23 protein-coding genes are annotated in these 24,623 nt (G+C 34.7%); 14 read left to right on the plus strand and 9 right to left on the minus strand.

All coding sequences use genetic code 11. The annotated features are described in order from the left end of the window. Nucleotides 1-20 precede the first annotated feature (20 nt). From K6119_RS13785 to K6119_RS13810, 6 genes are all read left to right on the plus strand, one after another. Nucleotides 21-1,280: an LVIVD repeat-containing protein gene (locus tag K6119_RS13785; RefSeq protein ID WP_221832615.1), complete on the plus strand. Its 1,260-nt coding sequence runs from the start codon at nt 21-23 to the stop codon at nt 1,278-1,280. Between the two features lie 102 nt (nt 1,281-1,382). Further along, nucleotides 1,383-2,282: a YicC/YloC family endoribonuclease gene (locus K6119_RS13790; protein ID WP_237828020.1), complete on the plus strand. Its 900-nt coding sequence runs from the start codon at nt 1,383-1,385 to the stop codon at nt 2,280-2,282. Nucleotides 2,283-2,300: 18 nt separating this feature from the next. Continuing rightward, on the plus strand, nt 2,301-2,897 hold the full coding sequence (gene gmk / locus K6119_RS13795; RefSeq protein ID WP_221832616.1) for a guanylate kinase: 597 nt from the start codon (nt 2,301-2,303) through the stop codon (nt 2,895-2,897). Between the two features lies 1 nt (nt 2,898). Next, on the plus strand, nt 2,899-3,504 hold the full coding sequence (gene nadD, locus K6119_RS13800) for a nicotinate (nicotinamide) nucleotide adenylyltransferase (protein ID WP_221832617.1): 606 nt from the start codon (nt 2,899-2,901) through the stop codon (nt 3,502-3,504). Then, nucleotides 3,501-4,046, plus strand: coding sequence for a CopD family protein (locus K6119_RS13805; protein WP_221832618.1), 546 nt, complete (start codon nt 3,501-3,503; stop codon nt 4,044-4,046). Before nadD ends, K6119_RS13805 begins: the two co-directional genes overlap by 4 nt. 107 nt (nt 4,047-4,153) lie before the next feature. Next, nucleotides 4,154-5,278 carry a hypothetical protein gene (locus K6119_RS13810; RefSeq protein WP_221832619.1) on the plus strand — a complete coding sequence of 375 codons (1,125 nt, stop codon included), beginning with the start codon at nt 4,154-4,156 and terminating at the stop codon, nt 5,276-5,278. 44 nt (nt 5,279-5,322) lie between these two features. On the opposite strand, the gene K6119_RS13815 is transcribed toward K6119_RS13810, so the two are convergent. From K6119_RS13815 to K6119_RS13825, 3 genes are read right to left on the minus strand one after another with little or no spacing between them, the layout of a single operon-like run. Beyond that, the gene (locus K6119_RS13815; RefSeq protein ID WP_221832621.1) at nt 5,323-6,072 is read right to left on the minus strand and encodes a LytR/AlgR family response regulator transcription factor; all 750 of its coding nucleotides are present in this window, start codon (nt 6,070-6,072) and stop codon (nt 5,323-5,325) included. Next, nucleotides 6,065-7,966 carry a tetratricopeptide repeat-containing sensor histidine kinase gene (locus K6119_RS13820; RefSeq protein WP_221832623.1) on the minus strand — a complete coding sequence of 634 codons (1,902 nt, stop codon included), beginning with the start codon at nt 7,964-7,966 and terminating at the stop codon, nt 6,065-6,067. Before K6119_RS13820 ends, K6119_RS13815 begins: the two co-directional genes overlap by 8 nt. A gap of 57 nt (nt 7,967-8,023) precedes the next feature. Then, nucleotides 8,024-8,452, minus strand: a complete 429-nt coding sequence (locus K6119_RS13825) for a hypothetical protein (protein WP_221832626.1) — start codon at nt 8,450-8,452, stop codon at nt 8,024-8,026. Between the two features lie 185 nt (nt 8,453-8,637). On the opposite strand from K6119_RS13825, the gene K6119_RS13830 reads away from it, so the two are divergent. Together K6119_RS13830 and K6119_RS13835 are read left to right on the plus strand one after the other, a co-directional pair. Next, nucleotides 8,638-9,417, plus strand: coding sequence for an enoyl-CoA hydratase/isomerase family protein (locus K6119_RS13830; RefSeq protein WP_418889090.1), 780 nt, complete (start codon nt 8,638-8,640; stop codon nt 9,415-9,417). Between the two features lie 29 nt (nt 9,418-9,446). Then, the gene (locus tag K6119_RS13835; protein ID WP_221832630.1) at nt 9,447-10,916 is read left to right on the plus strand and encodes an oligosaccharide flippase family protein; all 1,470 of its coding nucleotides are present in this window, start codon (nt 9,447-9,449) and stop codon (nt 10,914-10,916) included. On the opposite strand, the gene K6119_RS13840 is transcribed toward K6119_RS13835, so the two are convergent. Further along, nucleotides 10,917-12,476, minus strand: a complete 1,560-nt coding sequence (locus tag K6119_RS13840; protein ID WP_221832632.1) for a T9SS type A sorting domain-containing protein — start codon at nt 12,474-12,476, stop codon at nt 10,917-10,919. 116 nt (nt 12,477-12,592) lie between these two features. Beyond that, complete coding sequence (locus K6119_RS13845) at nt 12,593-13,888, minus strand: tetratricopeptide repeat protein (RefSeq protein WP_221832634.1); 1,296 nt, start codon at nt 13,886-13,888, stop codon at nt 12,593-12,595. 211 nt (nt 13,889-14,099) lie between these two features. On the opposite strand from K6119_RS13845, the gene dut reads away from it, so the two are divergent. The 5 genes from dut to K6119_RS13870 all read left to right on the plus strand — a co-directional run bounded on the left by dut (nt 14,100) and on the right by K6119_RS13870 (nt 19,372). Continuing rightward, complete coding sequence (dut, locus tag K6119_RS13850; protein WP_221832637.1) at nt 14,100-14,534, plus strand: dUTP diphosphatase; 435 nt, start codon at nt 14,100-14,102, stop codon at nt 14,532-14,534. 94 nt (nt 14,535-14,628) lie between these two features. Further along, nucleotides 14,629-15,630, plus strand: a complete 1,002-nt coding sequence (locus K6119_RS13855; protein ID WP_221832639.1) for a sugar phosphate nucleotidyltransferase — start codon at nt 14,629-14,631, stop codon at nt 15,628-15,630. Beyond that, entirely contained in the window at nt 15,627-17,348 is a 1,722-nt protein-coding gene (locus tag K6119_RS13860; RefSeq protein WP_221832641.1) for a tetratricopeptide repeat protein, read from the plus strand. Before K6119_RS13855 ends, K6119_RS13860 begins: the two co-directional genes overlap by 4 nt. Beyond that, nucleotides 17,323-18,165, plus strand: coding sequence for a lipoprotein insertase outer membrane protein LolB1 (gene lolB1 / locus K6119_RS13865; RefSeq protein ID WP_221832643.1), 843 nt, complete (start codon nt 17,323-17,325; stop codon nt 18,163-18,165). The genes K6119_RS13860 and lolB1 overlap by 26 nt, the downstream gene beginning before the upstream one ends. Continuing rightward, nucleotides 18,158-19,372: a murein hydrolase activator EnvC family protein gene (locus tag K6119_RS13870; protein WP_221832645.1), complete on the plus strand. Its 1,215-nt coding sequence runs from the start codon at nt 18,158-18,160 to the stop codon at nt 19,370-19,372. Before lolB1 ends, K6119_RS13870 begins: the two co-directional genes overlap by 8 nt. A 2-nt stretch (nt 19,373-19,374) precedes the next feature. On the opposite strand, the gene K6119_RS13875 is transcribed toward K6119_RS13870, so the two are convergent. Both K6119_RS13875 and K6119_RS13880 read right to left on the minus strand, forming a co-directional pair. Next, the gene (locus K6119_RS13875; RefSeq protein WP_221832647.1) at nt 19,375-20,499 is read right to left on the minus strand and encodes an energy transducer TonB; all 1,125 of its coding nucleotides are present in this window, start codon (nt 20,497-20,499) and stop codon (nt 19,375-19,377) included. 23 nt (nt 20,500-20,522) lie between these two features. Then, complete coding sequence (locus tag K6119_RS13880) at nt 20,523-21,074, minus strand: RNA polymerase sigma factor (protein ID WP_221832649.1); 552 nt, start codon at nt 21,072-21,074, stop codon at nt 20,523-20,525. 92 nt (nt 21,075-21,166) lie between these two features. On the opposite strand from K6119_RS13880, the gene K6119_RS13885 reads away from it, so the two are divergent. Beyond that, complete coding sequence (locus K6119_RS13885) at nt 21,167-21,508, plus strand: hypothetical protein (protein WP_221832651.1); 342 nt, start codon at nt 21,167-21,169, stop codon at nt 21,506-21,508. On the opposite strand, the gene K6119_RS13890 is transcribed toward K6119_RS13885, so the two are convergent. Then, nucleotides 21,505-23,613 carry a tetratricopeptide repeat protein gene (locus K6119_RS13890; protein WP_221832653.1) on the minus strand — a complete coding sequence of 703 codons (2,109 nt, stop codon included), beginning with the start codon at nt 23,611-23,613 and terminating at the stop codon, nt 21,505-21,507. The two genes, K6119_RS13885 and K6119_RS13890, sit on opposite strands and share 4 nt — an antisense overlap. Nucleotides 23,614-23,698: 85 nt before the next feature. Beyond that, the gene (locus K6119_RS13895; protein WP_221832655.1) at nt 23,699-24,613 is read right to left on the minus strand and encodes a hypothetical protein; all 915 of its coding nucleotides are present in this window, start codon (nt 24,611-24,613) and stop codon (nt 23,699-23,701) included. Nucleotides 24,614-24,623 lie beyond the last annotated feature (10 nt).

Here is a 24,623-nt window from a genome sequence, read left to right on the forward strand (position 1 = left end):
GGTACACCAAATCACGAATTATGAAAAAAACATTACTTTTTTTAGGCCTTGTTGTATTAGCAGCATCCCTAAACTCTTGTAAAAAGTATAAGAATAAAGAAGTTTACGCAAATGTGCCGGTGTACATGAGTGAAGAAGACTTTAGAAATTCTTTCGCATTTGAAGATCCTCAAACAGTTCAAACAGCTGGAAACATCTTTGTTTACAATAATTATGTATTTGTAAATGATGTTGACAGAGGAATTCACATTTTTAACAATACAGATCCTTACAATCCTTATTCAATAGGATTCATGTCTATTATTGGTAATACTCAAATTGCTGTAAAAGGTGATGTGTTATACGCCGATAGTTTTATGGATTTAGTGGCAATTGATATTTCAAATATCACTCAACCGGTTCAAATTGACAGAATGTTGGATGTATTTGAATACAAGTTTCCAATGATTGATGAGAATTTTCCGGTGGCTAATGTAGACAGAAGCCAAGGTGTTGTGGTTGATTGGAACGTTGAAAAAACAAAAGATGTGTCCGGGTTTATGGCCAAGTTCAATGTGTCTGATTGTCCTTCATGTGACCAAACTGAGGTACAAACAAAAATGGCTATTTCATCTTCTAGCGTTGCGCTGGCAGGTTCAATGAGTAAGTTCGCCATTATCAACGACAATCTTTATGCATTAGATTATACAGACCTTAAGTCATTCAATATCACAAATCCTTCAAGTATTACTTTTGGTGGAACTAAAAGAACCTGGAGAGAGCCTGAAACTTTGTTTGCAAGTCAAGAATTTTTGTTTGTGGGTACAACAACAGGTATGGTAATTTATGATGCTGCTGCAGATCCAAGTTTCCCTGATTATGTTTCAGAAATTGAACATGTTGAATCATGTGACCCTGTAGTAGTAGATGGAGATTATGCTTACTTAACTTTGAGAGAAGGAACAGATTGTGGTGGAGATATCAATGAATTACAAGTAATTGACATATCTAACATCAATTTCCCTACTCACAAAAAGAGTGTAAGTATGACCAATCCTCATGGGTTAGGAGTTGACAACAACTTACTATTTATTTGTGATGGTGAGGATGGATTAAAAGTATTTGATGCTTCTAACCCGGTAACAACCGGATTTATGCCGGAGTATCACTTCCCAAATATTAAATCAAATGATATCATATTAAATAACGGTCTTGCTATTATGATCGCAGATGATGGTGTATATCAATACGATTACTCAGATCCTGGAAATATCTTTATGACAAGCGTATTTTATTTCTAAGATTAGATTTTAAAATGTTGAAATACACAAGAGGTTGTAGCTGGTCTGCAACCTCTTATTTTTTTATGTACTTATCTCAGATGCTATCTCCATTAGCTAAATATGTTATTTTTGTTCAAAGAATTCTCTATGATTCAATCAATGACAGGTTTCGGAAAAGCTTCTGGAACATTCTCTAATAAAAAAATCACCATTGAGATTAGATCTCTCAACAGTAAAAACCTGGACGTATTCGTCAGAATGCCTACTGTTTATAAAGAAAAGGAAATTGAGCTTAGAAAGTATCTAGGAGATCAATTAGACAGAGGTAAAATAGAATGCAACTTTGTTATCGAGTCTCACGGAGAAGAAAAGTCATACTCTATCAATAAAGAATTGGCAGGTAGATATTATGCAGAAATTGTTGACCTGGCCGGATTTCTTGAACTCAATACGGATGATGTATTGAACACAATTCTTAAAATGCCGGATATTATTGTTTCAGATGTTGATGAGGTAAACGAAGAAGAATGGACTTTTATCATGAAACTGGTAAAAGAAGCAGTTGATCACCATAAGAACTTCAGAATTCACGAAGGTGAAGCTTTACATCAAGAGTTTAAAACAAGAATCGAAAATATCAAGGCTGCTTTTGCCCAAATTCCTCAATACGAAAAAGAGAGAATAGAAGACATTAAAAACAGAATTGAAAGCAATTTAGAAGAGTTTGTTGGTGGGGCAAAGGTAGATAAAAACAGATTTGAGCAAGAATTGATTTACTACATTGAAAAAATTGATATTGCTGAAGAAAAACAACGTTTGGCTAAGCACCTGGATTACTTTTTAGAAATCATGGATCAGCCAATTTCTCAAGGAAAAAAATTAGGATTCATCTCTCAGGAAATAGGTAGAGAAATAAATACCCTGGGATCAAAATCTTACCACTCAGAAATGCAAAAATTGGTGGTAGATATGAAAGATGAATTAGAAAAAATTAAAGAGCAGGTTTTAAATACCCTCTAAAATTTACCATACAATAAGATGTCAGATTACGAAGTGAAAGACTTTCCCATCACGGGTAAATGTATTATTTTCTCGGCGCCATCCGGAGCAGGAAAAACTACCCTTGTTCACTACCTTTTAAGAAATGTAGATGATCTTGAATTTTCTGTTTCAGCAGCAAGTAGAAAACCAAGAGGCAGAGAAGAAAACGGGATAGATTATCACTTTATGTCTTCAGAACAGTTTGAGCAAAAAATCAAAGAGAATGAATTCATTGAATGGGAAGAAGTATATGAAGGAATGTACTACGGAACATTAAAATCAGAGATTAAAAGAGCCTGGGACAATAATAAAGTAGTTGTGTTTGATGTAGATGCAGAAGGAGGAATTAATCTTAAAAAGATTTTTGGTAAAAATGCCCTCTCAGTTTTTATTAAACCACCTTCTCTTTTTGTTTTGGAACAAAGATTAAGAGATAGAAGAACAGAAACTGAAGAAAGTATTCAAAAGAGATTAAAGAAGGCAAATCAGGAATTGGAAAAGGCAGATCAATTTGATTATGTTTTGCTCAATGATAATCTTGAAAATGCCTGTTTTGAAGCCAAGGAGATGGTGACAAATTTCATCAATAATTAAAATGAAAAATGTAGGATTATTTTTCGGATCATTTAACCCGGTACATGTTGGTCACTTGATATTGGCCAATCATATTGTTGATACAACAAACATGGATGAGGTTTGGATGGTTGTTTCGCCTCATAATCCGCATAAATCTAAGAGCAATTTATTGGCAGATCATCACAGACTGGCATTAGTAAATATTGCGGTTGAAGACAATTATAAACTCAAAGCTTCCAATATTGAGTTTGATTTGCCAAAACCATCATACACCGTATTTACACTTCAGGTTCTAAAAGAAAAATATCCGGATTCAAAGTTCACTTTGATAATGGGAGAAGATAATTTGCGAACACTTCATAAGTGGAAAAATTACGAGTACATTATAGAAAATCATCAGATTTTAGTTTATCCAAGAGTGCTTACAATACTAGAAGCAGCTAATGAAGACAAATCAGAGAATGATTTCGAAAAACATGATAATGTTATCTTGTTAGAAGATGTACCTTTGATGAAAATATCTTCAAGTTTTATTAGAAATGCCATCAAAAATGGACAAGACGTAAGGTATTTGTTGACTGAAAAAGTCTATCATTATTTGGACGAAATGAATTTTTATAAGTGAATACCTATCTACTCATAAAATCACTACACCTCATCTTTGTGGTATCCTGGTTTGCCGGATTGTTTTATGCAGTGCGTATTTTCGTGTATCATGCAGAAGCGGGATTAAAAGATGAACCTGAAAAATCTATCCTCCAAAAACAGTATAAACTAATGTCTAAAAGAGTGTGGTCAATAATTGCCTGGCCCGCCATGATTTTAGCTGTTGGTTTTGGAACCTGGATGCTTATTGATAATCCCGGACTACTAAAGTTGCCTTTTATGCATGCTAAGTTGGCATTCGTGGCCGGATTAATCGTCTATCACTTTCTTTGTTTCAAGTTTCACAAGGATCAACAAAAAAATAATGACAAAAAATCAGGGAACTTTTATCGTATGTGGAACGAAGTAGCAACCCTTTTCTTAGTGGCTATTGTGTTTATTATTATCATGCGTAGCGAAGTAGACTGGATTTACGGCACAGTTGGTTTTGTCCTGTTTGGTGTGGCTTTGATGATGGCCGTAAAAATCTATAAAAGAGCCAGAGAAAAATCTCAGAATTAGTCAATTTCTGTTAACTACTCATCCAAACACGTTAAATACTCATTCTCACAATTTTATCCTAGGGGTAACGCATAAGTTTGAAGCATAAACAATTAAAAATTAATGCTATGAGATTATTATGTGTTATCGCAATCTCCGTTTTAACCGTAGCTTCAACAAGTGCCTATGGTCAAGGATGGAAAGATAAAATTGGGCTTACCACTCAGAAAAAAGGTAAAGTATATGCCAAAGATCTGTCTGAAGAAGATGTGGATCAATTGGTTTATCACAAAAGAAAAACTGATGAAGGAATTGTCAGTGAATATCAAAAAGCCAACTTAAACAAAATAGTTTTTTCAAGTAAAAAATTAGCTCCATCTGAGGTGAATGGGGACAATGTTAAAACTAAATTCTCTATCAATGATCCGGTTTATTTTAACATTATGTTACCACAGGCTTTGACTAATTATATTATTTATCCTCAAGATGAAAATGGTAATTTTCTAGACGATTATTGTTATGACTATTCGTTTAAAAAGTGGTATCCCGGTGATGGCAGAGGTGCTTACAATACTGATACAGGCTTGCCGGTAAGAAATATCCATGGTTCAACTCAAATTGAATTTTATCTTGATGGTGAATTGTACAATTGTCCAATTAGTTTGAGAGGAGTAAATACTAGTAGCACTCAAACAATTTATAGTGATTGGATTTTTGATGATCCTTCAAAGCATGATCCACAACCTGATTGGGTAGATCTGGTACAAAACCTTTCAGAAGGTGAGCATGAAGTTAAATTGATAGTGTATGCAAAAACTAATGGAGGGCAGGATGTAAAAAGCACTAAAGAACCTATTGCAGAAGGGTCTTTTACTTTGGTTCGTAATCCCGGTGAGTCATTCACTCCTAAATTTGACATGAAATGGGCAGATTACAAAAGAGGGATGAATGATGGTGATTTGAACTCAAAAATTTTAAAAGAAATTCAAAGGTTCGGTGCGGCAAGCAAATACAAAGAAGAGTTTCAGGCAATTAAAGTGAGTAGCGACAGATGGACAATTACCAGAAATGCATTAACAGGAATTCCAATTGATAGATCAATAGTTGTGTATTGTAAAGCCAAATGGCCTGATGGATTTTGCAAGGTTCAAAGATTTTTATTCAAACAAGATTACAATGGCTCTGGATTTGGCGAAATTTATTGCGCCGGAGTTTATTGGAATAGTGCTCCTAAGGCTATAGATTGCGATTAAATATATAGTAATCATGTAAGGCGGGTGATCTTTCACCTGCCTTGCTATTTTATGTAGTTGAGTAATTCTTGTTTCCTTGATCTTGATACACTTACTATCGCACCATCTTCCATGATAAGATGTCCACCATCACCTTTCACGTATTTCTTTACATAGTTTAAGTTGACCAAATGTGAATTATGCACCCTGAAAAAAGTATCCTGACTTAATAATTCTTCAATGTCTTTCAGTGTTTTGGAAATAACCAGTTTGTTGTTGCTTTTCAAAAATACTGTTGTGTAATTACTTTCAGATTCACAACGTACAATATCATTAGTGTCCACAAATTCTAATCCCTCCATGGTAGGAAACACCACGCGATTTGACAACTTGTTTTGTTGAATTTGTTGCAGCAAATGTTCAATTGGATCAACGCTTTTTTGTCCCTCTTGTTTTTTCTCAATCGCTTTTTGAACTGCTATTTTAAGCTCATCCTTGTCTACAGGTTTTATTAAATAATCTAATGCACTTACTTTAATAGCTTTTACTGCAAATTGATCATGGGCCGTAGTAAAAATAACTTCAAATGATCTGTCAGAAAGTTTTCCAAGTAAATCAAAACCTGTCATTCCGGGCATATCAATGTCTAAAAACAATAGATCCGGAGCGTATTTTTGAATGGCCTCAATTCCCTTTTCAGGTGAGTCACAGCTTTCAATTATCTCCACTTCGGGGCAGGCTTTTTCAAGATGCCAGCTCAAGGTTTCAATACAATGAAGTTCATCATCTACTATGATAGCACGTAATTTATTCATCAACTGGAAAAATTAGTTTAACTCTTGTACCTGCAACGGTATTTTGGTTTGTTATAACGTCTTCAATAATAACATCTATTTTAAAACCGGTGGCTTGTTGTAATGCTTTCAATCTGTTCTCGGTGATGTTCAATCCCATTGATTGTTTTTTGTTTGGATCAACGGTTCTTAGTTCACTAGCTTTTTTTCTTCCTACTCCATTATCTTCTATCACTATGTGTGCATACTCATCAATTTCTGAAACAGTAATTGTAATAACACCATTCCCGTCTTTTTTATGTAGTAATCCATGCCATATAGCGTTCTCAACAAATGGCTGAAGGATTAATGGAGGAACTCTAATAAAATCAGTGTCCATTTTAATATTTAATTCATATTCAAAATTGCCATTAAACCTCAATTGTTCCAAGTCCAGATAATACTTCAAACTCTCCAGTTCATTTTCTAAAGTGATCAAGTTTTTCTCGGAGTTCTCTAAAACCAATCGCATTAATTTGGCGAACTTGGTAAGATAATCAGCCGCAATTTCTGCTTTGTTTTTAATAATGTAACTATTAATTGAATTGAGACTATTGAAGATAAAATGAGGATTCATCTGCGCCCTCAGCGCCTTCATTTCAATTTCAATATTCTGTTTTTCTATTATTTCTTTTTGAGATTTTGTGAGTTTTAATTGGCGATAAATAAAGAATAGTAAGATAAATACCACTATCAATCCAATACCTACAATAATGGCACTAATCATCAATCTTGATGATCTTTCATCTGCTATTGCCAATTCATTTTCATGTTTGAGTTCTTCTAGTTCTCTTTCTTTTTCTCTATTCAGCTCATTGATTTTTTCTTTCTGTTCAAATTCATAGTTCAATTCTTGATTGATCAAAGCTTTATAATGTTTTTCACTATCAATGGTGTCTCTTAAACTGATGTATTCTTCATAATACTTGAGCGCAGGTCCCGGATTGTTTTGTTGCTTATTTATTTTGTATAGGATCTCAGCCAAATGAATTAATTCAGAGTCTTTTTTCTTTTCACTTGCAATTTTATATCCTTGAGTTGCAAAGTTTTTTGCCTTGATAAAATTCCCTAATTCAAAGTAGCAGTTGGCCAAATTATTCAATACCGTCAATAAGCCGATTTGGTCATCATATTTTTCATAAATAAGCCTGGCTTTTTCATATTCTTTTATCGCCTGATTAAATTCTTCTCTTTGTCTGTGGATGAATGCAATGTTGTTGTAGCAGGCCGCTACTCCGAGTTCATTACCTATTTGACTTCTAATTTCAAGCGCCTTTGAATAATAATCCAATGCTAAAGAATCGTCTCCTTTTACCCTGTGGATATAGCCAATACTATTATAAGTTCTGCCTATTCCGTTGCTGTCCCCAATTTCAATTTGTATTTGTAAGATATCTTGAAAATTAGATTTTGCTCTGTCAAGTTCATTCAAATCAATTTCAACATTGGCTATGTTATTAAGTACATTGGCCATTCCCTTTTTGTCGTTCAACTTATCTTTAAGGTCAAGGGCCATGTACCAAACTTCTACGGCTTTGTCCAGTTTATTGAGATGATAATATGAAACGCCTCCATTTATCAATAAGGTAGATTCAGATTTTAATAGTGATCTAAAAGAGGCAGTATCAGCCTTAGGTTGCGCATTTCGTACAAAAGCAATTCCTTCAGAGCAAACATATTCAACCGAATCAATGTTGTGATTAAAGAATAGCGCAGTTAAAGATAAATAGGCATTAGCACGAGCAGTGTCTTGCAAAGATTTGTCTCTGGCAATTGCAAAAACCGAATCTATTTTTTGAATTACGGTGGACTGTCCGAGAGAAGCATTCGCACAAATAAAAACTATACAAAATAAAACTCCAAGATTCTTGAACATGAAGTAAATATAGTCTAATCAAAATAATACGTCCTTAGACGGAATAAGAATACCTATTTATTCCAGCTTTTTACAATCATCAATCCACCCTGTTCTTCTGTCTTTCCAGTTTGGACTAACAACATCCCAAAGGACATAAGATTCAAATTTCATCAAGCATGATCCTAATTGTTTTTCGTTTTCGGCATTTTCTGTAGCGCTTAACCACTGTGACCTTTCTTCGGCCCAAGTTGGGTTTACAGCAGACCATAACACCATATTTTCAAATTCCATCATCAATTTGGCCTTGTCTTTTGAAGTAGATGCACTGTTTACATCTTTAATCCAACCATCTCTTCTGTCACGCCATGCTTGATTAACACTATTCCATCCCATGTTGGTTTCCAATTCAATTAATAGGTCTCCAAATGTCTTTTTTGAGGAGCAGCTGCTTAATGACCCTCCCATCATTATACCAACAGCTAAAATCAGCATTAATCTTTTCATATTTTGTTTTTTAGGTTTCTTCTAAACTACAAAATTTATTGACATTCAATAACATAAACAATTAAAAATAAAGCATTTAATAGTTGAAATCAGGCTCACAAAAAACTGTTTATAATTCCCTTCATTCTCTCATTGACTGTGTGATATCAATGTTTAACTTTATCCGTTTATAGATATTACAACTCATTATCATGAATAACTTAATTATAGAACAAGATGGACACATAGCCATCATCACAATTAACAGACCTTCACAGTTAAACGCTCTTAACAAAGAAACAATTGACGAATTAAATCAGGCATTGACTACTGCTGATAATGATCCAAATACCGGGGTGATTATTTTAACCGGTTCAGGAGAAAAAGCATTTGTAGCCGGAGCAGATATTAAAGAATTTGCCAATTTCTCAGTTGAAAAAGGTAAAGCGCTAAGTGCTGAAGGACATGATAAATTATTTAATTACGTTGAAAACTTATCTACTCCTGTAATTGCTGCCGTAAACGGATTTGCTTTAGGAGGAGGATTGGAATTGGCCATGTCGGCGCATTTTAGAATTGCATCTGACAATGCTAGAGTTGGTTTACCTGAAGTGTCTTTAGGTGTGATCCCGGGTTATGGAGGAACACAAAGGTTGGCCCAATTAATAGGAAGAGGTAAAGCATTTGAGTTGATTATGACGGCAGGTATGATTTCAGCTGAAGAAGCTATGTCTTGGGGATTGGTAAATCACGTAGTGCCGCAAGCTGAATTGATGGATTTGGCAAAGAAAATCGCTTCCAAAATATTGAATAATTCACCTAACGCAATTGCTGCTGCTATTAGAGCGGTTAATGCAGGTTATCAAGAAGGTGTGGACGGAATGAAAGCCGAAATTGAAGAGTTTGGAAAATGCTTTGGAACTCCTGAATTTATTGAAGGAACTACAGCATTTGTAGAAAAGAGAAAAGCAGAGTTTAGAAAATAAACTTTGCGGTCCTATTGGACTGAATAATAATGAGCACGATTAAGAAATTAGCCGGTCAAACCGCCATTTATGGTGTGTCGTCTATCCTTGGTAGATTGCTCAATTATTTGCTGGTGCCGCTTCACACTTATGATGGAATTGGGTTTGATAAATCTCAATATGGAATCATCAGTGAGTTTTATGCTTTTGTAGCTTTTTTTATAGTTCTGCTCACTTTTGGAATGGAGACCACTTTTTTCAGATTTGTCAATAAGTCTGAAGACAAAGAAGGTACCTTTAATAAGGCCGCCTCTATAGTAGTGGCTTTAAGCTCTATTTTCCTGATTTCGGTTATTGTTTTTTCTCAAAGTATTGCCAATTGGATGGGCTACCCGGACATGTCCAACTTTGTGATTTGGTTCGGAGCGATTTTAGCTGTAGATGCCACTTCTTCTATGTTTTTAGCCAAGTTAAGACAAGAAGATAAAGCTGTAAAGTTCGCCATTGTGCAGTTGAGTTCAATAGGTGTGAATATTTTGCTGAACGTTATCTTTATTCTTGGATTTTATGATGCAGCAAACCCTGAAGCTTCAATGGGAATTGGTTTCGTATTCCTGGCAAATTTGATAGCCAGTTTTGTGAAACCGCTCATCTTGTACAAAGAGGTATCTACTTTCAGATTTATTTGGGATAAAACAGTGTCAAAAGCAATGGTTGTTTTCGCTTTACCATTGGCTGTTGCTGGTTTTGCCGGGATAATCAATGAAACCTTAGATCGTATATTGATCAAGCGATTGTTAATGGGTGACGGTTCTCCTGAAGCTTTAAAATATGCTCAAGAGCAGGTTGGAATTTATTCGGCCAACTATAAATTATCTATTCTAATTACCCTTTTCATTCAGGCTTTTAGATATGCGGCAGAGCCATTCTTTTTTGCGCAAGAGAAAAATGAAAACAAGGACAAAGTGTATTCTAAAGTAATGACCTATTTTATCATTGTAGTGTCTCTAATGTTTTTGGTGATTGCATTGAATCTGCACATTTTCAAATGGTTTATTCCTAATGAAGGTTTCCATGAAGGATTAAAGGTGGTGCCTATTTTATTATTGGCAAATATCTGTTTGGGAATTTATTACAATCAATCAATCTGGTATAAGTTGGCAGATAAAACCATTTATGGTGCTTACATAGCAATAGGTGGAGCAGTTATAACTATAGTATTGAATTTATTGTTGATTCCGGTTTTAGGATATGAAGGTTCTGCCTGGACAACTTTAGCCACATATTTCTCAATGATGGTGGCCTCGCATTATTTTGGACAAAAAATATATCCGATAAAGTACAATTTGAGAAAAGCAGCTTTGTTTACTTTTTCCGCTTTGGTTTTGTACTTTATCGGATCATTGATTCCAACAGACAATTTTTGGGTAGGCACCATTTTAAGAGGCCTGGTTGTACTTGTCTATGTCGGAATAATTTTCTTTTTTGAGCGCCCTTTAAAGGAGCTTAGAAGAAAATAACTATTCAATTATTAGTTTTTTAATACAATTACCCTTTTCTGTTTTCACATGTAAAAGGTAAATCCCATATTCCAAATCTAATTGAATGAAGTTGGATGAAGCGGTTGAATTACCTAATTGTACAAGACTACCTTTTGTATCGTAAATCAAATAGTCAAAAGGTGCTCCGGCATCAATAAAAACATTTTCTGTTGCAGGATTTGGATAAACAATCACTTTTATTTCCTCTGTAATTTCAGGAGTTGATGCAAACAATTGGCTACAAGGTGTAATGTTGTTGTCATAATAATCTTGTACAAAATCAGTAGTAGTGTATAAGTTGTTTACGTTGGCTAAATTATCTGTGCTGTCATTATTGACTACAAAAGCCAAATCAACACATGTATTAGAAAATGGCTGTAAAACGCCAATGTCGGTTGACATTAAAAATCTTCTATCTCCGGGAGGATTGGCTTCACTAACTTCAGACCATCCTGTTCCTGTGTAAGGATCTCCACTAAACAAATATGTAGTTTCTACAGTTCCACTTGTGCCGTTTCCGCCATAAGTAAAAGGAGCTCCATTTAACCAAAGGCCATCCATGTAATTGTAGAAATTGGAAACGTTGTTTGGATCGCCTGTAATTCCGCCACCATTGTTATAATAGACAAAAGCGTCCATTGGTGTACTTAAAAACACTGCGCCTGCGGCAGGTACTTGTGCGCCATATGCGTCTTGTCCACTTCCTCCATTATCTACACTTTCACCATTGTAAGCAAAACCTAGATTTCTGGTAGAATCACAACCTACATAATCATTAGAATAATTACCAATATCCGGATCCACCCAAATTCCGTATTTAAAATCTGAATAAGTAGCACTTGACCTATTGAATATTTTCAGATGCAAAAAGGTGGTATTGTTTAAATCATCTGTGGTAGCGTATTGGTAAAACATGCTGTGTACTTCAACTCCAATGATATCTCCTCCTGATTCAGTATGTAAATCAGCTTTGTCGTTCATAATAGTATAAACTGCGTAGTCACCCAAAATGGCAGGATAATCACCATTTAATGGATCATATACTTGATTTTGATTGACATCTACATAGGGAGCTAATTGTGCGGCCACACCTTCTGCAGTATTACCATTTCCTGGCCAGTTTAATAATGTCTGATCTGCAGTATAGCCAACATCTTGAAAATGGCTAATATGATAATCAACAGTTGATTTGCTTATCTCCCAAATTGAAGATGAAAAGTTGTTTTGATAATAAGTTGAATTATAATCATCTGCAACTGGGCCAGGGAAAAAATCTTGTCCTTGTCCATACATATGTGCAGCTAAATGCAATTGTCCGTTTGGATCTTTTCCGCCCATCCAGTAAGACATAGCATAAAAGACATATTTGTTGCTTCCTTTTGGAAATTCATAAGCGGCAAAGTTTGATCCTTGATTCTGAAAATTGAATCCGTCATCTTGAATCAATGCACTAACATTGTTAAATTCCAGATTAACCGCAGTTTGAGAAAAACATTGACTTGCTGTAAGTAATGAAGTAATAAGTAAAGTTCGTGTCATAATTGCATTTATTGGGTTTGTACAATATCAAATGTATGGAAAGCGAATTCCAAATAGCATGTGGTTTCCCTCAATAAAGCAATTAATTATACATATCTAAATGGTTTAGATTTTGATTAAAATCTAACAATTGTTGATTCTCCCCAACATGACAATGTCACTGAATTTCCTTCTTTTATATTATTCATGTGACAATCTTGCAGATTTGGTGCATTGCTCATATATTGATCACTGCGCACCTCTTCACCATTGGCTTTGGACTGTTTGTAATAATCATTGGCCAACCAGTAATTGGCGTTTCTATCAAAGGTGGAGTCACCACAACTTTGAGCAGTTGCTGCAATACAATCACCGCAAAGTTTAAGGGCCTTTCCTTTTAATTCACCATCCACTTTTTTTGCGGCATAAAAAGCTGCTTTGTATTGACCATTTTTATAATAGGAAACGGCTAGTTTAAAATTGTACAAACCGGCATTTTCTTGATCAGAGTCTAATTCAATTGCTCTTTGATACGCCTCAATTGCCCCTTTGTAATTACCTAGAGCATATTCAACTTCTCCTAGTCCATAAAAACCTTCTTTGGAAGGAGCATCTTCCAGGACTTTTGTCAGGTACATTTGATATGCTTTGCTTTTAATGGCTCCTTTTTGTTGCAAGACATCAATGGCATTTTTGATCTGTAAAAGCTTGATGTTTTCGTCTGAACTGAGTTGTTCAAATTTGCTTTCAAACAATGCTGATATTTCCTTTTCATCTGAGTACAGCAGAGGAAAATACTTGTTTAAATAGTCTATTCCCTTTTGATAATTTGATTCTTCAGCAGAATCATTAACTTGATTCATCAGCATGTATTCAATAAAGTCAAAATATTTATCTGTAATTTTCTGTTTAGCAGCTCCTTTGTCCTCTGATTTGTTGTATTCATTTTTTATCAGATGTTTGAAGTAAGATGTGAGGTGAAAAACACTTGTTTTCTCTTTTAAAATGGAGATGTTTTTCTCATATAACTGACTTATTTTTTCATCTTGATCGCTTTCAATTGAAAGCAAGAAAGTGGCGTATGACAGCTCCCATTCAGGGTCAACTTCTAATTGCATTTTTTGCTCATATACCCAAATCAAAGTATCCTGAATATTTTTAGTTTGACTGATATCATTTCCTTCAATATCCTTCAACAGATTAGAATACAATACTTTTCCGTTGATAAAAAAGCCGGGCTCAATATTTTTAGTTGGCCCGCAATGAACATAAGCTCGGGGGTAATAGTAACGCGCAAGCTCATAGTTTTTATCCCTTAAAGCCAAAAAATAATAACTGTTAAATTCTGCGCAACGACTGGTGTCTTGTTTTATTTCTTGGGCAAAAGTTTGGGGAATGCACAAAAATGCGATCATAATAGCAATGGTTCTCATAATATCAATTTTTAAAACAATTAATTAGCCACAAATCCACTGCCAATACCCTTTTGACTTGTATATAAATGTGAAATTTATACAGTCGCCTTTTATCCAATTAATAGGCATTTGACAACTGCTAATAATCCGTTGTTAAAATCTAGGATTAAACCACCCTTTGGAACGTTATATTTTAAGTATTTTTGATTTGTCTTCTATAATTAAATACATGAAAATAGAGATCATCAACAAATCAAAACACGACTTACCTAAGTACGAAACCCCTTTGTCAGCAGGTGTTGACTTAAGAGCAAACATAGACGAATCAATTACTTTGAAGCCTCTTGAAAGAGCACTTGTAAAAACAGGTCTTTTTATGGCTATCCCTGAAGGATATGAAGCTCAAGTTAGACCAAGAAGTGGTTTGGCCTTTAAAAAAGGAATCACTGTTTTGAATTCACCCGGTACAATAGATGCGGATTACAGAGGAGAAGTGGGAGTGATTTTGGTAAACCTTTCAAATGAAGATTTTGTTGTGGAAGATGGTGAACGCATTGCGCAATTGGTTGTAGCAAAATGTGAACAGGCTGAATTTGTAGAGACAAATGAACTTTCAGAAACAGAAAGAGGTGCTGGTGGATTTGGAAGTACCGGAGTTAAATAGGGATAGGGGATCAGAGTGAGAATGAGAGTGAGGATGAGAATGAGAATGAGAAGCAGGAAAGTGGAATAAACTTAAAATTAAAGAAAATAGATAAATGAAGATTGTAGTACCAATGGCGGGTAGAGGAAGTAGGTTAAGACCTCATACGTTAACAGTTCCAAAACCATTGATTCCGGTGGGTGGTAAGCCAATTGTTCACAGATTAGTGGAAGACATTGCCAAAACGTCTGCAGACAAGGTTACTGAAATTGGGTTTATTATCGGTGATTTTGGAAAAGAAGTAGAGCAAGAACTTTTAGCAGTTGCTGAAACCTTAGGCGCTAAGGGAAAAATCTTTTATCAAGAAGAGGCTTTGGGCACTGCTCATGCAGTTTTATGTGCTGAGGAAATGTTGGATGGTCCTGTTGTGGTGGCTTTTGCAGATACGCTTTTCCGTGCAGATTTTACTATGAGTCCGGATGTGGATGGTGTTTTGTGGGTGAAACAAATAGATGATCCTTCTGCTTTTGGTGTGGTAAAATTAGATGCAGAGGGTACGATTACGGATTTTGTTGAGAAACCAAAAGAGTTTGTTTCTGATTTGGCCATGATTGGTATTTACTATTTCAAAGAAGCCGAAAAATTGAGAACAGAATTAAAATACCTAATCGACAATAATATAATTAAAGGTGGAGAGTACCAATTGCCGGATGCCTTGAGACGATTGACTGAAAAAGGTACTAAGTTTAAACCGGGAGAGGTTAATGAATGGTTGGATTGCGGTAATAAAGCTGTTACAGTATTCACCAATCAAAGAGTATTGGAATTTGACAAAGACAAACAACTGGTTTCAGATAAAGCAACAATAAACAACTCAGTTATTATTCCTCCATGCTATATTGGAGATGGTGCTGTTATTAAAAATTCGGTTATTGGTCCTCATGTTTCAGTAGGTGCTGCAACTAAAATAAGCGGTTCCGTTATTGTCAACAGTATTATCCAAAAAGAAGCTGAAATCACTAATGCCAACATCAAAGATTCAATGATCGGTAACAAGGCTGCAGTATTGAAACAAGCTTCAGATATTAGTATTGGAGATTTTACAACAATAGATTGAAAATAATTAGAAACATATTATTCTTTTTTGTTTTGACTTTCACTGCATTGTCTTGCAAAAATACTGAAGAAACTGCAGGTCCAAAACGTCCTGTTGCAGATCCTTTTAAAACTACTTTTCATGAAGCCATACAGGAAAAGATGAGAGGTAATTTTGACGTGGCTGCCCAATTATTTGAAAAGTGTTTGACATACAACAATGAAAGTGATGCTGTGCATTTTGCCTTGTCAGATGTTTATGAGCAATTGAAAGATGAGGAAAAAGCTATTTCTCATGCTAAACAGGCTTTTGAAATTGACAAAAACAACAAATGGTATTCTATCAAATTAGCTAATATTTACTATGATAAAGGAGATTACCACAAAGCAGCAACTTATTTTGAATATGCTATTCAAGAAGAGAAAAACGTTGATGTAAAGTCAAGGTATGCCGAGTGTTTAATTTATTCAAAACAGTACAAAAAAGGTATTGCTGTTTTAGATGAAATAGAGGTTGAAATGGGTGTTTCTCCTCAACTAAGCTTAACAAAACACGATATGTATCTTGAATTAGGGGATACAGAGAGTGCAGAATTGGAGCTGAAAAAGTTAATTGAAGATAATCCATACGACATGGAGAATCGCTTAATTATTGCCGATTATTTTTTGAGAACGAATCAATCTGACAAAGCAGAAAAAGTGGCTAACGAAGCTTTAAAAGTTAGCCCAAATAATGGAGAAATAAGATTGATTTTGGCTGATATAGCAATTAGAAAAGGGGATTTAGAAACTTGTTTTAATCACCTTGAAATAGGCTTTAAAGAAGATGATGTTTCTTTGAGCAGAAAAGTAGCACTAATAGGAAATCTTCAGCAGTATGCATTTGAAGATTCAGATGAAGGAAGGCAAATTAAATCAGGTTTAGACAGATTGTACAATGTGATTTATGATGAGAATGCGGAGAATGACACTTTGTTTCTGCAATATGGTTATTATCTACAATTTCAAAACAAACCTTTAGATGCCATCAAACAATTTGAAAAGGCAGTTATAGTTAATCCAAATAGCTATGATACATGGATGCAATTGATTTACACCTATTATCATATTGAGGATTATAAAGGCATGTTAAAAAGTGCTGGAGAGGCTGTTGCTTTGTTTCCGTCGCAACCTGAGCTGTTTTTGTTAGGCGGTATAGCAGCTACAGAAGTGGATGATTATAACAAGGCCGAAGAATGGCTTTATTATGGAAAAGAGTTGGTGATAAATGATCCGTCTTTGAGTTCAGAATTTCAGCATCATTTAGGAAATTTAAGCAAGAAGCAAAAAGATTACGAACAGGCCAATATTTATTATGCCAAGGCCAAAAAGTTAGACGAGTTTAATGGCAACGTTTACTTTTCTCAAGCCATGTGCTATGTTGAGGAAGGAAAGGATGATTTGGCAATTAAGGAAGCTGAAACAGCTATTCAGTTAGCACCGACAAATCCATTTTTTTATGATCTAAAAGGACTTGTTTACTTCAAGTTAGAGAAATATGATCAAGCCAGAAAATCATTTGAAAACGCATTGGTGTATGATGCTATTAATGCAAAAATTTTAGAGCACTTAGGAGATACTTATTATATGCTAGGTGAACAAGAAAAAGCAGTTGAATATTGGCAAAAATCAATGGATAATGGAGGTTATAATGCTTTACTTATCAAAAAACTGAATGACAAAGAATATTATGAGCAATAAATGGAAGACATACCTTGTGATTTTTATAGGAATTACTTGCATCAAAGCATCCTGTAAAAACAATACAGTAGGAGGAACTCCTGATTGCCCTAAAACAGACTTTGAAACACTTGAAACTGCCTTGAGGAAAACAGTGCACGATAAGTTTAAATTTTTTTACTCAAAGGTTGATGTTGAGGTAAAAGACAGCAAAGGTTCAAATTCATTTGGCGCAACTTTAAAGATGAGAGCAGATTCGGCTTTTTCAGGTACTGTAAAAGTAGCCGGAATAATTGGAGCGGGATATTTGGTAGATCAGGATACTTTCGCCTTTAAAAATCGCCCTAAAAAATGCTACAAAAAAGAGAGCTATACAATGCTATCAGAGATGTTTGGAACAGAAGTGAATTACACTTTTATGCAGCAATTAGTTTTGGGTGAAGCGCTAGGTCTGGAAAAAGTACAACAACTATATCCCTTGAAGTCTGATACTCATTTTATGCTTGGTTCGCATGACAAAAAGACTTTTGACAGATTGGCTAATTACAATCTGAAAGATGAGGAAATGAATGACATTTTTATTCGATATTCTTTGAGATGTGATAACCATCAATTAGCCAAAATTGAGATTGATGTACCAAAAGATTCAGTGTATATTTTGGTAGATTTTAAAGAAAGACAAGAAGTAGAACAACTAATATTTCCAAAAGAAACATTTGTAAAAATTGTATCTCCTCAAGATTCGGTATTCATCAATTTAGAGTACGATAAATGTGAGTTGAATGAGGAAATGAAAATCAATTTAAGTATTCCGGATAGCTATAGTGAATGTGAGTAAAAACATATTGATTTTTGTTTGTTTGTTGATGGTCAACTTTGGCTGGTCTCAGCAAAAAGAGAGTGACCGTCTTAAAAAAGATCAGCAAGAGTTATTGAAGAAAATTGACTTCACAGAGAAGTTATTGCAGGACACCAAGCAAAGTCAAACTAACATTTCAGAAAGCTTAAATTTATTGGATAGAAAAATTCAGTATCGTCAGGATTTATTGAACAATTTGGATATTCAGTTGAGTCAAATTGATGCTGAAATTGCTAATCTGCAAATTGAAATAATTCAGCTTGAACAGCAAATCATCAAACACAAAGAGCAGTATAAAAAGATGATAGTACAAGCTTACAACATGAGAAATGATCAAGCTGCTTTAATCTTTATTTTAAGTTCTGAATCATTTAATCAAGCTAACAAGAGAATGGAGTATTTGGATCAGTTGCAAAAGTACAGAAAGGACCAAATCCGTAAAATCACAAGTGCAAAGGAAGAATTAGAAGCAAAGTTGGCCTTATTGGAGACTAAAAGAAATGAAAAAAAGAATCTGGCATCATCTAAAGTAAATGAGCAAAGTAAATACATCAAGGACAGGGAGAAACAAAAAGTCACCATTGAAGAATTAAAAGGGAAGGAGCAGCAACTACAAGATGAATTAGCTGAGCAAAAAAGAAAAAACAAAGAATTACAGAATGCGATTAATGCAGCTATCAACAAAGAAATTTTAGCCGAGAAAAAGAAAAATAACAACAAGCCTCCAAGTATGGAGGATACTAAGGAAATTGAACTGAGTAACAAAGGTTTTGAAGCCAACAAAGGGCGATTGCCTTGGCCTGTTAAAAAAGGAGAAGTTTCCAGAGGTTTTGGGCGTCAGCCTCATCCGGTATATTCAACTGTGTTTACCAATAATGACGGGATAGATATTTCAACAGTAAAGGGATCAACAGTAAGATCTGTTTACGAAGGTGAAGTCTCTTCAATTGTTGTAATTGGTGGTGCCGGGAAAGCTGTAATTATAAAGCATGGAAATTACCGAACCATTTACTCTAATTTACAGGAAACCTATGTTTCTTCAGGGGATAAAGTGACAGCCAAGCAAGAAATAGGAGCATTACTTGTAAATCCTAATGGTACTTCTGTTGTACATTTTGAAATTCGACTGGTAAGTGCTGAAGGAAACATCAGCATCATTAATCCAACTTATTGGCTTTATCGTTAAAACTATTTTTTACTAAAAACTAACTGTCTGTTAGGTTGACTCTCTGCATCTTCAAAATGATCAAATTCATTTAAGTAACCAGATTCATCACCCAGTTGATATACGCTTGATTGACCATTCAATACAAAGTTGACGTACCATACTTGCTCAGACATTTGAGGAGTTCCGTTTGTATTAGTTGCCGGCAACCATTTAGGAGATTTTCTGAAAGTCATAACAGCTCTATTTTCTAAAGCTTTAATGGCTTTTCTATATCTCCATTGTCTCTCCACTAATTTTCCTTTTTCATCTTTGATGGCAATACAATCTGCACCAGTTATGGTTAATTCTCCGGTTGTTTCTACAAGAAAAGTGATACGTACAGTTCCCTGTATTCCTTCATCATAAGCAGTTCTTGGATACACCAAATTTTCAGCAAACCACTTTTGTCTGTCTATTGCAGTTCCTGGAAACGAAGCTTTTCTGCTTTGTGTAGTAAAGATGTCTTTGGATAATCCACTTTCGTTTTCTCTGTCTCCAATTTCTTTATCCGAAACGTCTTGCATGTTCACGTCAGGGTTTTGATCAGTTGTTTTAATGTCTTTTTTAAATGAGAAATTATTCAATGGATCGTTAACCGGAATTTCATTTGGATCTGTTTTAGGAAGTTTTTTGACATGGTTTAAATCATTGTCTTCATCTTCTAAATTACGTTCTTCTTCAGTTTCTAGATTTAAATTAAAAGCCATAAACTCAGCCGTATCGTGGTTTTCATTTTCAGTTTCGTCATAGGCTATTTCACTAGTTTCAATTGTATTTTCAACCTCATCTTCAGTAAAATAGTTGTAAGTAAAAATGCCAACAGTACCTACTGCCAACACTGATAAAGAAGTTATAATCCATTGTGTTAATCCCCAGCTTGCACTTCCTGCGGCACTAGCTGCACCTGATAAGCCGGCTACAGCATTAATTTCGGCCATCATGGCTTTTCTGCTTACTGTTTGAATCAACAATTGTTGATCATGAACCATTGACTTTAATGCCGGATCTGCATTCATTTGCGCTTCAAATGATGCTGCTTGATCTGCACTCATTTCACCCGATAAATACTGGTCAATTTGTTCAAATTTTTCTAGTTCTGGTCTCATTTAACTTTGTTGGCTTCTGTAGTTTATGCGTTTTGGGTTTGAGTTTCTTTGGCAAGTTTTATGGCTTTTTCCATGCATTTATACTTCTGGGTTTTAGCTGAGTTTACACTTGTAAAACCAAGTTTTTCTGCAATGGTGTTCATGTTTTCTTTTTTGAAATAAAATAGTTCAAATATCTGCTTACACTTTTCTGTCACTTGATTTAATATGTGATTCAGTGCCTTAATTTTTTCTTCTTTCTCTTCATTATAACCAACATCATCAGCAGTAAGAATTAAAGTGTCTTTCCATTCCAGTTCAGGAGATCTTTGTCTTTTTCTGAGTTCATTTTTCCATAGGAATCTATTAATTCCATACAGGAAAGTGCTCAGTTTTGACGTTAATTCAAAATCTTTCTTGCTCACCTTTTCCATTAGTAGGATCAGACTGTCGTGAAAAATTTCTCTTGCAATTTCTTCATCACCTCCGCTAGACAGTATGTTGACGCGAACCTTAGGGTACTCTTTATAGAGTTCCTTTATAGCCGCTTCTCGCTTACCATTTCTAATAGCTGCTATTATTTTTTCATCTGTCATAGGTAGGTTTGTACATCTTATATGTCCGCCTTTTAAAAAAGTAACCTCTTTACTGAAAAAAAATTCCTATTTTCCCTTAAAATATTGAAAACATGAAGTTTAACATAAAGCCTAACACCTTAAATTACGAAGAAATTAAACAAAAATTATCTGCCAAATTCCCCGATTATGAATTTAACATGAGAGGGAAACAGTATTTAGTATGTAAAAAAACAAGTACTGCCGGATGTAATATTGTCATTAGAAAGAATAGAATGTTTGTGGTAGGTAATTTCCCTAGCATGGGTGGACAAATGTTGTTTATGTTACTGGTAGTGTTGCTAGGAGTGTTGATTCCTTTGATTGTTTACTTTGCAGCTTTTCATTCTAAATTGAAAAATTTGGAGAATGAACTTGGCGCTTACCTGAAGGAAGAATACGAAGATAAAGTCTAAATCTTAATACCGATAATACAAATATCATCTAGTTGTTCAATACTTCCTCTCCAGTTTTCAATGGTGTCATCTAATTGTTGTTTTTGAACATCCAATGACTCCTTATGAAGATTGATTAGTAATTGCTTGAAGTTAGAGTATTTGAACTTTTTGCCTTTGTCACCACCAAATTGATCCGCATAACCATCAGAGAAAAGATAAACCATATCACCTTCTTGAAATTGAATGTTGTGGTCATCAAAAGCAGTTACCTGATCTGAGTAGCCAATAGGTTGTTTGTTGGCTTTAATCTCTTCAATTGATTCAGATTTTATGTAGTACAAAGGATTATTGGCGCCTGCCCATATTGCCTTTTTGGTATTTAGGTCAATTCGTATCAGTGAGATATCCATTCCGTCTTTGGATTCACCTTGAAGTCCTTTTTGACTGAGTTCCGTTGTTATTTTTGCTTTGAGTTGATCTAATATAAAACCTGGAGATGCATCTTCTTCTTTTGCACATATTTCATTGAGATATGCAGTACCTAACATAGTTAGCATAGCTCCCGGAACACCATGCCCGGTACAATCTGCTACCGCTATGTACCAGTGATTATGATTTACATAACTCCAAAAAAAGTCTCCTGAAACTATGTCTTTTGGTTTAAATAAAATAAAATGTTGTGGTAAGTGAGCGTGTTGATCATCATCTCGTAAAAGCGCTTCTTGTATGCGTTGAGCATATTTGATTGAATCTAGTAGCTCGGTATTTTTTTGTTCAATTTCAATTTTAGCCTCTTGTACCAGTTCCTTTTGTTTTTTGGTTTGATTTAAGGATTTGATAAGCATGTACACAAAAAAGGAAATCACAGCTAGTATCCCGAATGAAAAATATAAGATCACACTTTGTCTCTTTCTTTTTTCCTCTTCAGTTTTTAATCGTTGTGTGTTTTCTGCTTTTTCAATAGCTAATTGCTTATTGAATTCATGTTCAGCTTCAACTTTGCCTATTTCTTTGTTGTTGTTTTCTTTTTGTAAGGAATCGTGATAGACCAAATATTCTTCGTGATACTTTAGTGCCTGTTCAAACTTTCTATCTTGCTTTTCAATTTCTGTTAGCCTTACTAAAGCTGAGATAATATCAACTTTTCTGTTTATCTCTTTTGCGATTTCTAGTCCTTCAAGAGAATAATATCTAGCTGAATCGTATTGACCCATTTCAGAGTATATTTTACCTCTCATTCGGTAGTCTGTACCTAATCCCTCTTTATCATTCAATTCGATATCAACTTGCACACCTTGTGCTGAATACGCCAGTGCTGAATCATATTCTCCAATAATTGCATATGTTTCTCCGATATTGGTTATACAATGTCCTGCACTTCGTAAATTTCCAATTCTTCGCATCACCTCAAGAGACTCTTTGTACATCTGAATGGCTTTCTCATAATCTTGTTTGTAGTAAGCAACAATTCCCAGATTCATTCGAGCCTGATAGGCAGTTGTTGTATCCTGCATGGTTAAATACAAGTCATATGAGTTTTTAAAACATTCTTCGCTATCCTCAAAATTGGAGGTGTACAGATAGGTTATTCCCAAATTGTTATAGGTCACACCCAATCCATCTAAATCTTCAATGTATTTAAATATTTCCTGGGCTTTTAAATAGTATTTGATGGCTTTTGGAAATTCACTGTTAAAATCATGAACCATTCCGTGTTGGTTGTATATTTTCCCAAGTTGTTTGTTGGTTTTCTTATTGTTGTTTTCCAGTTTCACAGTGTCTGCTTGTAACACATCCAAAGCCCTTTCAGTATACTCCATTGCTTCTGCATATTGACCCTGATAGGTTAGAATGTTGGAATGGGTATTCAAGGCCATTGATATGTAAAATCTATCTGTTATGCTTTGAGCTATCATTAATGCTTTTTCGGTAGCATTCTGAGCTTTTTCTATATCAAACGATTTTCCGTGATTACCAATTTGGGTTAATAGGCGGATTTTTGTGGTATCGGAATTTGTGTTTTCTAATTGCTGCTCAAACTCTTTTACCTGATCTTGTTTGTTGTTTTGTGCAAACAAGAAATTAAAGCTTACTAAGCAAATTATGGACAATAACACCTTCATACCATTGTGAATATAGTAAATTATTGTCTCCTATTTGCTAACAATGGAGGTGGTTCACCGTTTAAGGATTAATGTTTACGCTTATTTAGAATTGTCCGAATTCTCTGCTAAGTAATTTTGAGTAGGTGTAGTTTGGACCTCTTGTAGGTAAATGGACTTTTACGGTATCATTCTGCTTGTATAGGTAGATATATTTGGAGTTTTCTTTGTAGAGTGGGCGTACATTTTTTTTATCCCAATTGCAGTAGCAGTTGTATCCAAATTTGGCTTCTCTGCAATAAAACGTGTATTCGGAACCCTTATAATAGAAAATTTGTTCACCTTCTGGCCAAAACTGGTTAGTTCTAATTTTATAAATCAATTTTCCTTTGTCGAACACATAAAACACTTTAGACTTTTCGTTATTTCGAATACTTTTAAACCCTATATGAAGTATTTGCCCATTTAAAAAGTTGACAAAGCACTTGGTTGAATCTGTTGTAGATGTGATTTCAAACATATATCCCGGATTTACGCCGTAGCTACTTATGGACCAGTCTGTGCCCCATGAGTTAATAGAGTCGTTTAGTTCGTATGTAGTTTTTGGTTGAATTGGGCGACGTTCAAATTCTATTGAGTCGATATCCTGTTCTATCAATATTGTGGGGTAGCTTTCAATAAATGTGTCGTTGATGTATAAACTGTTTTCATAATCGGGCCAATTGTATTTTTTGGTGGGTTTAAATACTTGTCTATAACCATTTATATGACCGTTTGTGTCAATAGGAGTGATAGCATATAGTTTTTGATTGACTATTTCGATTCTTGATCCAAATGTTCCAAGTGTTAGGTATAAAGTATTGTTGGTTTTTGAAAATTGAAAGGCGGTATCTTTTTTTGCTATTTCACTAAAGTATGGAGTGAAATCCTTGATTTTAAGTTGTGCGTTTAATGTTTGGGAAACAAATAATATGAAGGTACTAAAGAGGATGATTTTTTTATTTCTTATGTGCTGAATCATAATTAAGTTT

Origin of the sequence: Paracrocinitomix mangrovi, assembly GCF_019740355.2 — a bacterium.
GTDB classification, from domain to species: Bacteria; Bacteroidota; Bacteroidia; order Flavobacteriales_D; family Crocinitomicaceae; genus Paracrocinitomix; species Paracrocinitomix mangrovi.

Bases quoted from the DNA above. Each gene is read 5' to 3' on its own strand.
- K6119_RS13785 (WP_221832615.1), top strand. From the start codon at position 21: ATGAAAAAAACATTACTTTTTTTAGGCCTTGTTGTATTAGCAGCATCC.
- K6119_RS13790 (WP_237828020.1), top strand. From the start codon at position 1,383: ATGTTATTTTTGTTCAAAGAATTCTCTATGATTCAATCAATGACAGGT.
- gmk (WP_221832616.1), top strand. From the start codon at position 2,301: ATGTCAGATTACGAAGTGAAAGACTTTCCCATCACGGGTAAATGTATT.
- nadD (WP_221832617.1), top strand. From the start codon at position 2,899: ATGAAAAATGTAGGATTATTTTTCGGATCATTTAACCCGGTACATGTT.
- K6119_RS13810 (WP_221832619.1), top strand. From the start codon at position 4,154: ATGAGATTATTATGTGTTATCGCAATCTCCGTTTTAACCGTAGCTTCA.
- K6119_RS13815 (WP_221832621.1), bottom strand. From the start codon at position 6,072: ATGAATAAATTACGTGCTATCATAGTAGATGATGAACTTCATTGTATT.
- K6119_RS13820 (WP_221832623.1), bottom strand. From the start codon at position 7,966: ATGTTCAAGAATCTTGGAGTTTTATTTTGTATAGTTTTTATTTGTGCG.
- K6119_RS13825 (WP_221832626.1), bottom strand. From the start codon at position 8,452: ATGAAAAGATTAATGCTGATTTTAGCTGTTGGTATAATGATGGGAGGG.
- K6119_RS13835 (WP_221832630.1), top strand. From the start codon at position 9,447: ATGAGCACGATTAAGAAATTAGCCGGTCAAACCGCCATTTATGGTGTG.
- K6119_RS13840 (WP_221832632.1), bottom strand. From the start codon at position 12,476: ATGACACGAACTTTACTTATTACTTCATTACTTACAGCAAGTCAATGT.
- K6119_RS13845 (WP_221832634.1), bottom strand. From the start codon at position 13,888: ATGAGAACCATTGCTATTATGATCGCATTTTTGTGCATTCCCCAAACT.
- dut (WP_221832637.1), top strand. From the start codon at position 14,100: ATGAAAATAGAGATCATCAACAAATCAAAACACGACTTACCTAAGTAC.
- K6119_RS13855 (WP_221832639.1), top strand. From the start codon at position 14,629: ATGAAGATTGTAGTACCAATGGCGGGTAGAGGAAGTAGGTTAAGACCT.
- lolB1 (WP_221832643.1), top strand. From the start codon at position 17,323: ATGACAAAGAATATTATGAGCAATAAATGGAAGACATACCTTGTGATT.
- K6119_RS13875 (WP_221832647.1), bottom strand. From the start codon at position 20,499: ATGAGACCAGAACTAGAAAAATTTGAACAAATTGACCAGTATTTATCG.
- K6119_RS13880 (WP_221832649.1), bottom strand. From the start codon at position 21,074: ATGACAGATGAAAAAATAATAGCAGCTATTAGAAATGGTAAGCGAGAA.
- K6119_RS13885 (WP_221832651.1), top strand. From the start codon at position 21,167: ATGAAGTTTAACATAAAGCCTAACACCTTAAATTACGAAGAAATTAAA.
- K6119_RS13890 (WP_221832653.1), bottom strand. From the start codon at position 23,613: ATGAAGGTGTTATTGTCCATAATTTGCTTAGTAAGCTTTAATTTCTTG.
- K6119_RS13895 (WP_221832655.1), bottom strand. From the start codon at position 24,613: ATGATTCAGCACATAAGAAATAAAAAAATCATCCTCTTTAGTACCTTC.